Annotated in this window: 13 protein-coding genes; 9 read left to right on the forward strand and 4 right to left on the reverse strand. The window is 59.7% G+C overall.

The window, feature by feature from the left end; translation table 11 throughout:
* Positions 1-27: 27 nt before the first annotated feature.
* Positions 28-657, forward strand: coding sequence for a phosphatase PAP2 family protein (locus ACRAWE_RS12095; protein ID WP_432525409.1), 630 nt, complete (start codon positions 28-30; stop codon positions 655-657).
* A gap of 47 nt (positions 658-704) precedes the next feature.
* Here the strand turns inward: ACRAWE_RS12095 and apbC are convergent, their stop codons facing one another.
* Positions 705-1,817, reverse strand: a complete 1,113-nt coding sequence (gene apbC, locus ACRAWE_RS12100; protein ID WP_019454410.1) for an iron-sulfur cluster carrier protein ApbC — start codon at positions 1,815-1,817, stop codon at positions 705-707.
* A gap of 159 nt (positions 1,818-1,976) precedes the next feature.
* Here apbC and metG point away from each other — a divergent pair, with 159 nt between their 5' ends.
* From metG to sanA, 8 genes are all read left to right on the forward strand, one after another.
* The gene (gene metG, locus ACRAWE_RS12105) at positions 1,977-4,004 is read left to right on the forward strand and encodes a methionine--tRNA ligase (RefSeq protein ID WP_063919064.1); all 2,028 of its coding nucleotides are present in this window, start codon (positions 1,977-1,979) and stop codon (positions 4,002-4,004) included.
* A gap of 222 nt (positions 4,005-4,226) precedes the next feature.
* Positions 4,227-5,294, forward strand: a complete 1,068-nt coding sequence (locus ACRAWE_RS12110) for a sugar ABC transporter substrate-binding protein (RefSeq protein ID WP_432525410.1) — start codon at positions 4,227-4,229, stop codon at positions 5,292-5,294.
* Between the two features lie 131 nt (positions 5,295-5,425).
* Entirely contained in the window at positions 5,426-6,634 is a 1,209-nt protein-coding gene (locus ACRAWE_RS12115) for an MFS transporter (RefSeq protein WP_432525411.1), read from the forward strand.
* Positions 6,635-6,772: 138 nt separating this feature from the next.
* Positions 6,773-7,180, forward strand: coding sequence for a CidA/LrgA family protein (locus tag ACRAWE_RS12120; protein WP_432525412.1), 408 nt, complete (start codon positions 6,773-6,775; stop codon positions 7,178-7,180).
* Positions 7,177-7,872 carry a CidB/LrgB family autolysis modulator gene (locus ACRAWE_RS12125; RefSeq protein ID WP_063919061.1) on the forward strand — a complete coding sequence of 232 codons (696 nt, stop codon included), beginning with the start codon at positions 7,177-7,179 and terminating at the stop codon, positions 7,870-7,872. The genes ACRAWE_RS12120 and ACRAWE_RS12125 overlap by 4 nt, the downstream gene beginning before the upstream one ends.
* Positions 7,873-8,009: 137 nt before the next feature.
* On the forward strand, positions 8,010-8,894 hold the full coding sequence (cdd, locus tag ACRAWE_RS12130; protein WP_432525413.1) for a cytidine deaminase: 885 nt from the start codon (positions 8,010-8,012) through the stop codon (positions 8,892-8,894).
* A 221-nt stretch (positions 8,895-9,115) separates the two neighbouring features.
* Positions 9,116-10,813: an NAD-dependent malic enzyme gene (locus tag ACRAWE_RS12135; protein WP_019454417.1), complete on the forward strand. Its 1,698-nt coding sequence runs from the start codon at positions 9,116-9,118 to the stop codon at positions 10,811-10,813.
* Between the two features lie 169 nt (positions 10,814-10,982).
* Positions 10,983-11,726 (forward strand): outer membrane permeability protein SanA, encoded by a 744-nt coding sequence (gene sanA, locus ACRAWE_RS12140; RefSeq protein WP_004938948.1) that lies wholly within the window; start codon positions 10,983-10,985, stop codon positions 11,724-11,726.
* Between the two features lie 63 nt (positions 11,727-11,789).
* On the opposite strand, the gene mglC is transcribed toward sanA, so the two are convergent.
* From mglC to mglB, 3 genes are all read right to left on the reverse strand, one after another.
* Entirely contained in the window at positions 11,790-12,800 is a 1,011-nt protein-coding gene (gene mglC, locus ACRAWE_RS12145; RefSeq protein WP_004938953.1) for a galactose/methyl galactoside ABC transporter permease MglC, read from the reverse strand.
* Positions 12,801-12,811: 11 nt separating this feature from the next.
* Positions 12,812-14,320 carry a galactose/methyl galactoside ABC transporter ATP-binding protein MglA gene (gene mglA / locus ACRAWE_RS12150; RefSeq protein ID WP_019454418.1) on the reverse strand — a complete coding sequence of 503 codons (1,509 nt, stop codon included), beginning with the start codon at positions 14,318-14,320 and terminating at the stop codon, positions 12,812-12,814.
* A 98-nt stretch (positions 14,321-14,418) separates the two neighbouring features.
* On the reverse strand, positions 14,419-15,411 hold the full coding sequence (mglB, locus tag ACRAWE_RS12155; protein WP_019454419.1) for a galactose/glucose ABC transporter substrate-binding protein MglB: 993 nt from the start codon (positions 15,409-15,411) through the stop codon (positions 14,419-14,421).
* Positions 15,412-15,417: the final 6 nt, after the last annotated feature.

Raw genomic sequence — 15,417 nt, forward strand, 5'->3', positions numbered from 1 at the left:
CCCCGTAGTCTTTCATCGGAGAGTGATGTGCTGGATTGGTATTTTCTGACTTTTTTCGGCGACAGCATGTTGCTGTTGCCCTGCGCGCTGATTCTGTTTCTATTGCTGCTTACGTCTTCCGCCACCCGTGCGGCAGGCTGGCAGTGGGCGCTGATCTTCGGCTTCACCGGCGGGGTGGTCTGTCTGTCCAAACTGGCCTTTATGGGCTGGGGTATTGGTAACGCAAGTTATGACTTCACCGGATTCAGCGGCCATTCGGCCCTCGCCGCCAGCATCTGGCCACCACTGCTCTGGGCGCTGAGCGGCCGGTTTTCCCACCCAGTGCGCAGCATCGCACTGTTGACCGGATGGATATTGCCTTTCGCTATCGGCGTATCGCGGCTGGAAATTCGCGTGCACTCGGTATCCGAGGTGATCAGCGGGCTGATTTTAGGCTACCTGGCCAGCACGCTGTTCCTGTGGTTGCAGCGGAACAAAACACGTCCCCAGCTCTCCTGGCCGCAATTCGTCATCGCACTGGCCTTGCCGCTGGCGCTGGTGGGGCAGCGGCAACCGGCTCCCACCCAGGGATTGCTGGAGCATATCGCCAAAACGCTGGCGCAGATCGAACGCCCTTATACCCGTGCGGATCTGCACAAGCCTACCCATACCCCATAAAAAACCCGGCGCTTAAGCCGGGTTCTTTCATCATTATTCCAGGCAAATTACAGCGCGCGGAACGCAATCTCCGTCGGGATCGCCTCGCCCTGCCAGTACATCTGCGCGGCTACGCGGCCGGCGAGCTGGCGATACATCTCGGCGAATTCGCTGTCCGGGCGGCTGATCACCGTCGGCGTACCGCGATCCAGGTCTTCACGCAGCGAGATATGCAGCGGCATCTGACCCAACAGACGACTGTGGTATTTCTGCACCAGCTTCTCGGCGCCGCCGGTGCCGAAGATCGGCTCATGGTGGCCGCAGTTGCTGCAGATATGCACGCTCATGTTCTCGACAATGCCCAGCACCGGCACGTGCACTTTTTCGAACATCACGATGCCCTTGGCGGCATCCAGCAAGGCGATATCCTGCGGCGTGGTGACCACCAGCGCGCCGGTCACCGGAATGTTCTGCGACAGCGTCAGCTGGATGTCGCCGGTGCCCGGCGGCATGTCCAGCACCAGGTAATCCAGATCCGGCCACAGCGTATCCTGCAGCAGCTGCATCAGCGCCTTGCTGGCCATCGGGCCGCGCCACACCATAGCGTTGTCGTCGGTCACCAGGTAACCGATGGAGTTGGTCGCCAGGCCGTGCGCCATGATTGGCGCCATGTGCTGACCGTCCGGCGAGGTCGGTCGCTCATGTTCGGTGCCCAGCATGTTCGGGATTGACGGGCCGTAAATGTCGGCGTCAAGGATACCGACCTTGGCGCCTTCGGCGGCCAGCGCCAGCGCCAGGTTGACGGCGGTGCTGGATTTCCCCACCCCGCCTTTGCCGGAGCTGACGGCGATGATGTTGCGCACGCCTTTGATCCCAGCCTGGCCGTTGGCGCGTTTCAGCGTCGTGATGTCGTGTTTCAACTTCCAGTCGATGGCGGCGGCGCCGGTCACGCGCAGCAGCTCAGGGCCGACGCTCGCCTGCAGCGCTTCAAAGCCGCTCTGCCAGGCAAACGGCATCGTCAGTTCGATATGCAGTACATCGTCCAATAATGCGCAGTGATGAATAGCCTTCAGCGCAGTCAGGTTGTTTTTCAACGTCGGGTGTTCAAAGGCGGCCAGTACACCGGTCACCAGGGCGCGCAGAACTTCGGGGTTGGTCTGCTCAGGGGATTTTGCGTTCATCCCGGCTCCTTGATTTTGAATGAGTCGCTTCCGGCTAAGCATATCAGAACTGCCCGGTAGCTGGCGCGTATAACCTGTAAGAAACCGCCCTAGCAGCGAAGGGCGCGATCGGTTAACATCGAAGGCCCTTTTATTCATTACAGAAAGCAAGTTCTCACTATGGCTCAAGTCGCGAAAAAATTATTGGTGACGTGCGCGCTACCGTACGCAAATGGTTCCATCCATCTCGGCCACATGCTCGAGCACATCCAGGCGGATATCTGGGTGCGTTACCAACGAATGCGCGGCCACGAAGTGCATTTCATCTGCGCGGACGACGCGCACGGCACGCCGATCATGCTGAAAGCGCAGCAACTGGGCGTCAAACCGGAAGAAATGATCGCGGAGATGAGCCAGGAGCACCAACAGGATTTCGCCGGCTTTGGCATCAGCTATGACAACTACCATTCGACCCATAGCGATGAAAACCGTGAGCTGTCCACCCTGATTTACAGCCGCCTGAAAGAAAACGGTTTTATCAAGAACCGCACCATTTCTCAGCTTTACGATCCGGAGAAAGGCATGTTCCTGCCGGACCGTTTCGTGAAAGGCACCTGTCCGAAATGCAAATCGCCGGATCAGTACGGCGACAACTGCGAAGTGTGCGGCGCCACCTACAGCCCGACGGAACTGATCGATCCGAAGTCCGTGGTTTCCGGCGCGACGCCGGTGATGCGCGACTCCGAACACTTCTTCTTCGATCTGCCGGCCTTCAGCGAAATGTTGCAGGCGTGGACGCGCTCCGGCGCGCTGCAAGAGCAGGTGGCGAACAAAATGCAGGAGTGGTTCGAATCCGGCCTGCAGCAGTGGGACATCTCCCGCGATGCGCCTTACTTCGGCTTTGAAATCCCGGATGCGCCGGGCAAATACTTCTACGTCTGGCTGGACGCACCGATCGGCTACATGGGCTCCTTCAAGAACCTGTGCGACAAGCGCGGCGATCTGGACTTCGACGAATTCTGGCGCAAAGAGTCCACCACCGAGCTGTATCACTTTATCGGCAAGGACATCGTCTACTTCCACAGCCTGTTCTGGCCGGCGATGCTGGAAGGCAGCAACTTCCGCAAACCGACCAACCTGTTCGTGCACGGCTACGTGACGGTGAACGGCGCCAAGATGTCCAAGTCGCGCGGCACCTTCATCAAGGCCGGTACCTACCTGCAGCATCTGGACGCCGACTGCCTGCGCTATTACTACGCCGCCAAGCTCTCTTCACGCATTGATGACATCGATCTCAATCTGGAAGACTTCGTACAGCGCGTAAACGCCGATATCGTCAACAAGGTGGTGAACCTGGCTTCACGCAACGCCGGCTTTATCAACAAGCGCTTCGACGGCAAGCTGGCCGACAGCCTGGCCGATCCGGCGCTGTACCAGACCTTCGTCGACGCGGCGCAGAGCATCGCCGAAGCCTACGCCGGCCGCGAGTTCAGCCGCGCGATCCGCGAGATCATGGCACTGGCCGATCTGGCCAACCGTTACGTGGATGAGCAGGCACCGTGGGTAGTGGCGAAGGAAGAAGGCCGCGACGCCGATCTGCAGGCCATCTGCTCGATGGGCATCAACCTGTTCCGCGTGTTGATGACTTACCTGAAGCCGGTGCTGCCTTCGCTGACCGAACGCGCCGAAGCGTTCCTCAACGCCGAGCTGAGCTGGGACACGATCCCGCAGCCGCTGCTGGGTCACCAGGTAAACGCATTTAAAGCGCTGTTCAACCGCATCGATCTGGACAAGGTCAGCGAGATGGTCAACGCCTCGAAGGAGGACATGGCCGCCGCCAAACCGGTGACCGGTCCATTGGCCGATGATCCGATCCAGGAAACCATCACCTTCGACGACTTCGCCAAGGTAGACATGCGCATCGCACTGATCAAGAGCGCCGACTTCGTCGAGGGCTCCGACAAGCTGCTGAAGCTGCAGCTGGATCTGGGCGGCGAATCGCGCCAGATCTTCTCCGGCATTCGCTCCGCTTACCCGGATCCGAAGGCGCTGGAAGGCCGTCTGACCATCATGGTCGCCAACCTGGCGCCGCGCAAAATGCGCTTCGGCGTGTCAGAAGGCATGGTGATGGCGGCGGGCCCTGGCGGGAAAGAGATCTTCCTGCTGAGCCCGGACAGCGGCGCGCAGCCTGGCATGCAGGTCAAGTAATCGCACTAACGCGCGGTTTCAAGGGTCGAGCTTGCTCGGCCCTTTTTTATTGCCCCAAACTCAGAGTTATAAGCATTAAGAAAAAGTCATAACCGCGCTGATTCCCAGGCCCGCCGCATCCGGCTATGATGCTCCGAAACAACAAATAGACGTCCAGACAGAAAGACTGCTATAACAGACCTTCGCCGGGACCGTTTCCCTGCCTTTTTGGAGCCTATAATAATGAAAAATCTCAAGACTTCGCTGCTCGCCCTCAGCCTGCTGTCCGCTCTGCCGCTGCAGGCGGCGGAACAGGCCGCCGTGCCGGTTGCCATCGCTCAGCATCAGGGGCCGGTGCGCATCGCGGTGATCCGTAATCTCGGTTCCGACGACAACACCACGCAATTTCTGGCGGGCGCCATTCAGGAAGGGCGCAAACTGGGCTTCAAGGTGGATACCTTTCTCAGCAACGGCGACGACGCGCGCTTCCAGGACTTCGTCAACCAGGCCATCAGCCAGAAATATGACGGCGTCATTCTCTCGCAGGGGCGAGCCCCCTATTCCACCGATCTGGTCAAACGCCTCGCGGCGGCCGGCATCGCCGTCGCGGCTTTCGATACCGACGTCAGCGGCAGCATTCCCGGCATCACCGTCTCGCAGCAGGACGACGCTTCGCTGGCCAACGCCTCCTTCGGCCAGCTGGTGAAAGATTTCAACGGCCAGGCCAACATCATCAAACTCTGGGTGGCCGGCTTCCCACCGATGGAGCGCCGCCAGGCCGCCTATCAGCAGTTGCTGAAACAGCATCCGGGCATTCATGAGCTGGAATCGATCGGCGCGGTCTCATCCGACGTACAGGGCGATACCGCCAACAAGGTGGGCGCGGTGCTGGCGAAATACCCGAAAGGCAAGATCGACGCCATCTGGGGCACCTGGGATGCCTTTACCCAAGGGGCTTACAAGGCGCTGAAAGAGAACGGACGCACCGAAATCAAACTGTACAGTATCGATATCTCCAACCAGGACTTGCAGCTGATGCGTGAGGCCGGCAGCCCGTGGCAGGTTAGCGTCGCGGTGGATCCGAAGCTGATCGGCGCGGTCAACCTGCGCCTGGTGGCCAACAAAATTGCCGGAGAAAGCACGCCGGACAACTACCAGTTCAAAGCGACGGCCATTCCGCAGGCACTGTTGCTGGCGCAGCCGGGGCCGGTCAACGTCGCCGGCCTGGCGAAGATCATCCCCGGCTGGGGCAGCAGCAGCGATTTCGTTCAGCCGTGGTTCGCCACGCTACAGGCAGAACACGGTAAATAATGCTGTTTTTCACGGGGCTGCCGACGCAGCCTCTGTTTTTCAACTAATTATCGGCCTCCCCCTTCCGTCCCCGCCAAAATGCGCTATGTTATTTGCATCGCCTAATAACTGTATGCATAAACAGGTTTCGAATGAAGGGATTCCCCTCGCAGATTAACGTGCTGCTGGCCAGTTCGCTGGTGTTGACCATCGGTCGCGGCGTCACTCTGCCGTTCATCACCATCTACCTTACCGAGCATTTCCACCTGCTGCCGAAGAGCGTGGGCGTGATCCTGGGCGTCAGCCTCACCCTCGGCATCATCGCCAGCCTGTACGGCGGCTATCTGGTGGACAAATTCAGCAAAAATCGCCTGATCCTGCTGTCGATTTTATTGTTTGCGCTCAGCTTCTTCGCCATTCCCTGGATCCCGCGCCCCGGCGGCGTGATCGTGGTGCTGGCGATCCTGCACACCTGTTATTCGGTGCTGAGCATCACCATCAAGGCCTGCTTCGCCGACTGGTTGCCGGTCGAGCAGCGCATCAAGGCTTTCTCAATCAACTACACGCTGGTCAACATCGGCTGGGCGATCGGCTCGGCGCTCGGCGTACTGGTGGCTGGCCTCAACCCGCTACTGCCGTTTTACCTGTCGGGCGGGTTGGCGCTGGCGACGGTGGCGGCGCTGAGCCTGCGCTTGCGCGGGCGGGAACAGCACGCAGCCCCTATCGCCGCATCAGCCTCACTGCCCAACTTCCGCCAGACGCTGACCATCTTGCGCAGCGATCGCCGGCTGATCTACTTCACCCTCGGCAGCACCCTGGGCGCCGTGGTGTTCGGACAGTTCACCGGCTATCTGTCGCAGTACCTGATCACCGTTTCCAGCGCCGAATTCGCCTACAAAATCATCGGGCTGGTGATGATCGTCAACGCCAGCATCGTCATCGCCCTGCAATACCTGCTCAGTCGCGGCATGCGCCAGGAAAACATGCTGCGCTGGCTGGCGCTGGGCACGCTGTTTTTCATCGTCGGGCTACTCGGCTTTATGGTCGCCGGCGAGGCGGTCTGGCTGTGGCTGGCGGCGATGGCGGTGTTTACCCTCGGCGAAATCATCGTTATCCCGGTGGAATACATGTTCATCGACTTTATCGCGCCGCCGCACCTGAAAGGCAGCTACTATGGGGTACAGAACCTCAGCGCGCTGGGCGGCGCCATCAACCCGGTGCTGTGCGGGGTGCTGCTCAGCTACGCCGCGCCGCCGTTGATGTTCGTGATGCTGATCGTTGCCGCCCTGCTCAGCCTGCTGTTTTTCTTCCTCGGCCATCGGCTGGCGGAACAGGCGACGGCGGCTGAAGATGCACCTTAATCCGGCGCGCTACACTTAATCCAGGCTGTCAACCCAACGATCGTGCATGGCGGCCATAGCGAGAATTCATGGTGCGATCTGTGGCATGGCTCACAGTTTAATTGTATGATGAATGCATCAGTTAAACGGGAAAAGACAATGGCCAACGTGCTCACACTGTGCTGGAAATACCTCAGGGCCCTGCTCCTCATCTACCTTTGTCTGTTCGTCGGCAACGCGCTGGCGGCGCTGCTGCCGTTCGCCATTCCCGGCAGCATCCTCGGCATGCTGCTGCTGTTCGCCCTGCTTTCCACCCAGATCCTGCCGGCCAAGTGGGTCAAACCCGGCTGCCATTTACTGATCCGCTATATGGTGCTGCTGTTCGTGCCGATCGGCGTCGGGGTCATGAAATACTACGACCAGATCGTGGCGCACCTGGGCCCGCTGGTTATCTCTTGCCTCATCAGCACACTGATGGTGCTGGTGGTGGTCGGCTATACCTCACACTATTTCCACCGCGAGCGCCGCATCGTCGGTAAGCCCGACGATGCGGAGGGCAATCCATGATCCATGAAATCTGGTGGTCGCTGCCGCTGACGCTGGCGGTCTATTTCGCCGCGCGCTGGCTGGCGCGCAAACTGAACATGCCACTGCTCAACCCGCTGCTGGTGTCCATGGCGGTGATCATCCCGCTGTTGCTGCTCACCGGCATCCCCTATGAGCGCTATTTTCAGGGCAGCAGGATCCTCAACGATCTGCTGCAGCCGGCGGTCGTCGCGCTGGCCTTCCCGCTGTATGAGCAGCTGCACCAAATTCGCGCGCGCTGGAAGTCGATTATCGCGGTGTGCTTCATCGGCAGCCTCACCGCCATGATCAGCGGCGGCGCCATCGCCCTGTGGCTGGGCGCTACGCCGGAAATCGCCGCTTCTATTCTGCCGAAATCGGTCACTACGCCAATCGCCATGGCCGTCGCGGACTCGCTCGGCGGTATTCCGGCGATCAGCGCGGTCTGCGTCATTTTCGTCGGCATCCTCGGCGCCGTGTTCGGCCATACGCTGTTCAACCTGTTGAAAATCACCACCCACTCGGCGCGCGGCCTGGCGATGGGCACCGCATCTCACGCGCTGGGCACCGCGCGCTGCGCGGAGATGGACTACCAGGAAGGCGCCTTCGGCTCGCTGGCGCTGGTGATCTGCGGCATCATCACCTCACTGCTGGCGCCATTTCTGTTCCCGGTGCTGCTGCACCTGTTCGGTTAAACAGGATTAAACTTGCGATACATCTCGCATTTATGTATTTCATTGCATTGATTTCATCAATTAAGAGATATCGGTCACACTTTAATATTGCCGCGCTGCCTAGAATGTTATCCCGTTAACCTGTAGAGAGACCTTCTATGCATCCGCGTTTTCACACCGCTTTCAGCGCACTGCCCGCGACACTGCAATCCGCCCTGCAGCCCTATCTGGACGCGTCCGACTTTCCGGCGATGTTCACGGCCGAGCAAGCGGCGGCGATCCGCTCAGGCTGCGGACTGGACGATGACGCGCTGGCATTCGCTCTGCTGCCGCTGGCGGCGGCCTGCTCGTTAACCCCGATATCGCATTTCCATGTCGGCGCCATCGCGCGCGGGCAAAGCGGCAATCTCTATTTCGGCGCCAATATGGAGTTCAGCGATGCGCCGCTGCAGCAATCCGTGCATGCGGAACAGAGTGCGGTGACGCACGCCTGGCTGCGCGGCGAAAAAGCGCTGGCCTCGGTCACCGTCAACTACACGCCGTGCGGCCACTGCCGCCAGTTTATGAATGAGCTGAACAGCGGCGGCGAGCTGCAAATCCGCCTGCCGGGCCGCGCGCCGGCCACGCTGGCGGACTATCTGCCGGACGCCTTCGGCCCGAAAGATCTGGATGTCGCCTCACTGCTGATGGACGAGGTCGATCACGGTCATCAGCTGGCGCTGAACGATGCGCTGGCGCAAGCGGCGCTGGCGGCGGCCAACCGAAGCCACGCGCCATACAGCCGCGCCCATAGCGGCGTGGCGCTGGAAACGGCAGACGGCAACATCTACGCCGGCCGCTATGCGGAAAACGCCGCCTTCAACCCGAGCCTGCCGCCGCTGCAGGCCGCGCTGATCCTGCTGAACCTCTCCGGCGGCGACTGCCAGAACATCCGCCGCGCCGTGCTGGCCGAACCGCAGGACGCGATCATCAGCCAATGGGACGCCACCCGCGCCACCCTGGCGGCGCTGGGCTGCCAGAACGTCAGCCGCACCGCGTTCTAAGCGCACCACGGCGGAGCCATCCGGTTCCGCCGCTAACAGCCCCGCCCGCCAAATACAATGCCCCGACGCCGCCGTAGACACTTTATTTAGTTAAAAAATCATTTGATTGTCGATAATTACGCCAACCTGGTTCATCATCTGGCAACAAATGCTGTACATCTGCTCTTTATCTTTTAGGATCGTCGGCAATAAAGTTATCTGATACGTGAAGAGTAAAACTGATGGAACTAGAATACGAAAGCAAACGCCCGCTCTACATCCCTTACGCCGGCCCAATTCTGCTGGAATTTCCGCTGCTGAACAAAGGCAGCGCTTTCACCGAGGAAGAACGTAGCCACTTCAACCTGCACGGCCTGCTGCCGGAAGCGGTGGAAACCATCGAAGAACAGGTGGAACGCGCCTACCGCCAGTATCAGGATTTCAAGAACGATAACGATAAGCACATCTATCTGCGCAACATCCAGGACACCAACGAAACCCTGTTCTACCGCCTGCTGGACTCGCACCTGAGCGAGATGATGCCGATCATCTACACCCCGACCGTCGGCGAGGCCTGCGAACACTTCTCCGATATTTACCGCCGCGCGCGCGGGCTGTTCATCTCCTACCCGAACCGCGATCGCATCGATGACATGCTGCAAAACGCCACCAAGCAGAACGTCAAGGTGATCGTGGTCACCGACGGCGAACGCATCCTCGGCCTGGGCGATCAGGGCATCGGCGGCATGGGGATTCCGATCGGCAAGCTGTCGCTGTACACCGCCTGCGGCGGCATCAGCCCGGCCTACACCCTGCCGGTGGTGCTGGACGTCGGCACCAACAACCCGCAGCGCCTCAACGATCCGCTGTACATGGGCTGGCGCCATCCGCGCATCTCCGGCGAGGAGTACCACGCCTTTGTCGAAGAGTTTATTCAGGCGGTCAAACGCCGCTGGCCGAACGTGCTGCTGCAGTTCGAAGACTTCGCGCAGAACAACGCCACCCCGTTGCTGAACCGCTACCGCGACGAGATCTGCTGCTTCAACGATGACATTCAGGGCACCGCTGCGGTCACCCTCGGCAGCCTGATCGCCGCCAGCCGCGCCGCCGGCAGCCAGCTGCGCGATCAAACCGTCACCTTCCTCGGCGCCGGTTCCGCCGGCTGCGGCATCGCCGAGCAGATCATCGCGCAGATGAAGTCCGAAGGGTTGAGCGAAGACGAAGCGCGCGCCCGCGTGTTCATGGTCGACCGTTTCGGCCTGCTGACCGACAAGCTGCCGAACCTGCTCGATTTCCAGAGCAAGCTGGTGCAGAAGAGCGAAAATCTCGCCGGCTGGGAAACCGCCAGCGACGCCATTTCGCTGCTGGACGTCGTGCGCAACGCCAAGCCGACCATTCTGATCGGCGTGTCCGGTCAGCCGGGGCTGTTTACCGAAGAGCTGATCCGCGAGATGCATAAGCACTGCGAACGCCCTATCGTGATGCCGCTGTCCAACCCGACCTCACGCGTGGAAGCCCGTCCGGAAGACATCATCAACTGGACCGACGGCGCCGCCCTGGTGGCAACCGGCAGCCCGTTCGCGCCGGTGAGCTATAAAGACCAGCTGTTCCCGATCGCCCAGTGCAACAACTCCTACATCTTCCCGGGCATCGGCCTCGGCGTGCTGGCCTCCGGCGCCACCCGCGTCACCGATTCCATGCTGATGGCCGCCAGCCGCGCGCTGGCGGACTGCTCGCCGCTGGCTACCGACGGCCACGGCGCGCTGCTGCCGAATATCGACGATATTCAGGGCGTGTCGAAGTGCATCGCCATGGAAGTGGGCAAAGCCGCGCAGCTGCAGGGCGTGGCGATCGTCACCTCCGAAGACGCGCTGTCGAAAGCCATCGAGCACAACTTCTGGCGGCCGCAGTACCGCAGCTACAAGCGCACCTCGTTCTGATCGGCGCGCTGAAATGACCCAGCCCGGCTCCGCCGGGCTTTTTTGTGCGGTAAAACCGCCGAAAAATGCGGCGGAGCGCGTGCTTCAGGCGGTTCGCGTCTTGCGTCGCCCGGTCAGGTAAAGTAGCCTTGATCCATCTTTTTCAGCCCGGCGCGCGTAAGGCAACAACATGTGGAAACGCCTGATAATCAGCCTGTTCATCATCATTGCGGTGTTGATGGGCTCGGCTATTGCGCTCGATCGCTGGATCAGCTGGAAAACCGCGCCTTACGTCTACGACGAACTGCAGGAATTGCCGCACCGCCAGGTTGGCGTGGTGCTCGGCACCGCCAAGTATTACCGCACCGGGGTGATCAACCAGTATTACCGTTACCGCATTCAGGGGGCGATCAACGCCTATAACAGCGGCAAGGTGAAATACCTGCTGCTGAGCGGTGACAACGCCCAGCAAAGCTATAACGAACCGATGACCATGCGGCGCGATCTGATCGCCGCCGGCGTAGCGCCGAGCGATATCGTGCTGGACTATGCCGGCTTCCGCACCCTGGATTCCATCGTGCGCACCCGCAAGGTGTTCGACACCAACGACTTCATCATCATCACCCAACGCTTCCACTGCGAGCGGGCGCTGTTTATCGCCCTGCACATGGGGATTCAGGCGCAGTGCTACGCGGTGCCGTCGCCGAAAGACATGATGACGGTGCGCGCTCGCGAGATCTTCGCCCGCTTGGGCGCACTGACCGATCTGTACATCCTCAAGCGCGAGCCGCGCTTCCTCGGCCCGCTGATCCCGATCTCCGCCATGCACACCGTGCCGGAAGACGCCCAGGGGTATCCCGCCGTCTCGCCGGAACAGTTGGTGGAGCTGGAGCACAAGCTGAAAGAAGAGAAGCAGAAAGCTAAACAGCCCTGACGCGCAATGCCCAACAAGAAAGGCCGGCAATATGCCGGCCTTGTTGTCTGCGAAGCCAAACAGCTACTTCTTCTTGGCGTATTTCAACGAATCCAGCGCCACGGCGAAGATGATGATGCTGCCCTTGATGATGTACTGCCAGTACGGGTTGATGCCGATATAGGTCAAACCGTAGTTGATGACAGTGAAGATGATCACCCCGGTCACCACGCCCCACACCGTACCCACACCGCCGGCGAACGAGACGCCGCCCACCACGCAGGCGGCGATGGCGTCCAGCTCGTACATAAAACCGAGGTTGTTGGTAGCGCTGCCGATGCGCCCCGCTTCCAGCAGGCCGCCAAAGGCGTAAAACACGCCGGACAGCGCATAGATCATGATCAGGTTCAACGGCACGTTGACGCCGGACACCTTGGCCGCTTCCGGGTTGCCGCCGATGGCGAAGATGTTCTTGCCAAAGCGGGTCTTGGTCCACAGGATCCAGACGAATATGATGGCTATTAGCGCATAGAAGGTAATGTACGACAGCTTGAAGTCACCGAAGCGCAAAAAGCCCTGGGCAAAGGTGGAGAACTTCGGATCGAAGCCGGCGACCGGCGAAGCGCCGACCGAGTCGTAATACAGCGAGTTGATGCCGTAGACGATGATCATGGTGCCCAAGGTGGTGATAAACGGCGTCACGTTGAGATAGGCGATAATCAAGCCGTTGACCAGGCCGATCACCGCGCCGACCGCACACACCAGCAGAATAACCAGGGGAATCGACCAGGTTTCCATGTGCGGAAACACTTTGTTGACGTTATCCATCGATTGCAGCAGCGTCGCAGCCACCACCGCCGCCAGCCCCACCTGGCGCCCGGCGGACAGGTCGGTGCCCTGGGTGACGATCAGCCCCGCCACGCCCAGCGCAATGATGATGCGCACCGAAGACTGTGTCAGGATGTTGCTCAGGTTCATCAGGCTGAGGAAGGTGGGGTCCTGAATGATGATGATGGCCAACAGCACCAGCAACACCACGTAAATGCCGCCTTCCTTGAAATAGGTAAATAAGGTTTTTTTATTTAGCGCGTTCATAATTCCGATCCTTAAAGGTGCAGGGAGGCGAGACGTAAGATTTCATTTTGCGAGGTCTGTTTGGTGTTAACGATGCCCGCAACCTGACCATTGCTCATCACCAAAATGCGGTCGGTGATCCCCAACAGCTCCGGCATTTCGGACGAGACGATAATGATCCCCTTGCCCTTCTTCGCCAGCTCGGTCATCAACTGATAGATCTCGAACTTGGCGCCCACGTCGATGCCGCGCGTCGGTTCATCCAGCATCAGGATCTCCGGCTGCGTCAGCAGCCAACGGCCGATGATCACCTTCTGCTGGTTGCCGCCGGACAGCGAACCGATATGGGTGTGATGCCCCGGCGTTTTCACCCGCATGGCGTCGATCACCCACTGGGTGTCGCTCTTCATTCGCGCGTTGTCCAGCAGGCCGAGCTTGTTCTTATAATTGCGGATATTGGAGATCAGCGAGTTGAAGCCCACGTCGAGGTAAGCGTAAATCCCGGTGGAACGCCGCTCTTCGGTCACCAACGCAAAGCCGTGGTTGATCGCTTCGTTGGCGCTGTGGTTGTCGATCGCCTTGCCGTGCAGCTTGATAGTGCCCGCCACCTTTTCGCGAATGCCGAACAGCGTCTCGACGATATCGGTGCGCTTGGCGCCCACCAGCCCGGCGATGCCGAGGATCTCGCCCTGATGCAGATCGAAGGAAACGTCGCGGATCGAGGGCTGGCGCAGCGAAGTCAGGTTCTTCACCTCGAGGATCACTTCACCCGGCGTGTTCTGCCTGTCGGGGAAACGCTGGCTCAGCGAGCGGCCGACCATCATGGCGATGATCTTGTCCATATCCAGCCCTTCCAGCGGCTGGGTGGCGATCCACTGGCCATCGCGCAGCACCGTTATCTCGTCGCACAGCTGGAAGATCTCCTCCATCTTGTGCGAGATATAGACAATGCCGCAGCCGCGCTCTTTCAGCTTGCGGATAATGGTGAACAGGTGATTGACCTCTTTCTCCGTCAACGAGGAGGTCGGTTCATCCATGATGACGATCTTGGCGTCGTAGGAGAACGCCTTGGCGATCTCGATCATCTGCATCTGCGACACCGACAGATTACCCACCTTCTCGCGCGGGTTGATGTCGATATCCAGCTCGTCGAAGATCGCCTGGGTGTCTTTGAGCATTTTATCCTGATCGACAAACAGGCCTTTGATCGGGTAGCGCCCCAGCCACATGTTGTCCATCACGGTGCGTTGCAGTACCAGGTTCAGCTCCTGGTGCACCATGGAAACGCCGTGTTCCAGCGCCTCCTTCGAGCTCTTGAAATCGATTTCCCGGCCCTGAAACACGATGCTGCCGCTGTCTTTTTTGTAAATGCCGAACAGGCATTTCAGCAACGTCGATTTCCCCGCCCCGTTCTCCCCCATCAGGGCATGAATCGAGTGCGGACGGACGCGTAAATTGACATTATCCAAGGCTTTGACGCCGGGAAACGACTTACAGATATCCGTCATTTCCAGCAAAAATTCGCGTGAACTATCGGCCATAAATACACCTGGCTTAACGATTTGCAGTCGTAAACATCCCCGCCGGCGGTATCCCTGGTGTTGGCGCCGCAGGCGGGGTCTTAGCGGGATCTCAGCGTTTATTTAACAAACTGAGACAGGTTGTCTTTATCTACGCCGACGTAAGGAATACGCACGACTTTATTTTCGATTTTATATTGGGTGCCTTCGGTGGCCGGTTTGCCCGCCGCCAGGTTCTTCGCCAGCTCGAAAGTGGCTTTCGCCTGGTTGTCGGCATCGTTCAACACCGTGCCCGCCATCGCGCCGGATTTCACCAACGCCAACGCTTCAGGCAGCGCATCGACACCAAACACCGGAATGCTGGTCTTGTTATGCGCTTTCAGCGCTTCCACCGCGCCCATCGCCATGGCGTCGTTGTTGGCGATCACCACTTCAATCTTGTTGGCGTTCGGGCCGGAGAGCCAGGCATCCATCTTGTCTTTCGCCTGTGCGGTGTCCCACATCGCGGTATCCATCTGCAGCTGTTGGGTCTTGATGCCTTTCTCGTTCAGCGTTTTCACCACGTAGGTGGTGCGCGCTTCGGCATCCGGGTGGCCCGGCTCGCCCTTCAGCAACACGTACTGGATCTGGCCGTCTTTGTTCAGATCCCAGGCCGGGTTGGCTTTCCAGTGCTTGGCGATCAGCTCGCCCTGGATCACGCCGGATTCTTTGGAGTCGGTGCCGACGTAATACGCCTTGTCGTAGCTGTCCAGCGCCTTGCGGGAAGGTTCTTTGTTGTAGAACACCACCGGGATATCGTTTGCGCGCGCCTTATCGATAACCACCGGCGCCGCGGCCGGGTCGACCAGGTTGATCGCCAGCGCTTTCACGCCCTTGGCCAACAGCACGTCAATCTGGTCGTTCTGTTTGGACTGGTCGTTCTGCGAGTCATTCATCAGCAGGGTGACGTCCGGCGAGGCCTTGGCGTCTTTTTCGATCGCTTTGCGCACCACCGACATGAAGTTGTCGTCGTATTTGTAAATCGTGACGCCAATACGGGTATCAGCATGGGCTGCGGCGCCAAACATCATGGCTGCGGCCAGGCCGGCCAGGGTGAAAACCTTCTTATTCATTGTCAG

It is taken from the genome of Serratia sp. BFP-2025, assembly GCF_050880365.1.
GTDB classification, from domain to species: domain Bacteria; phylum Pseudomonadota; class Gammaproteobacteria; order Enterobacterales; family Enterobacteriaceae; genus Serratia; species Serratia surfactantfaciens.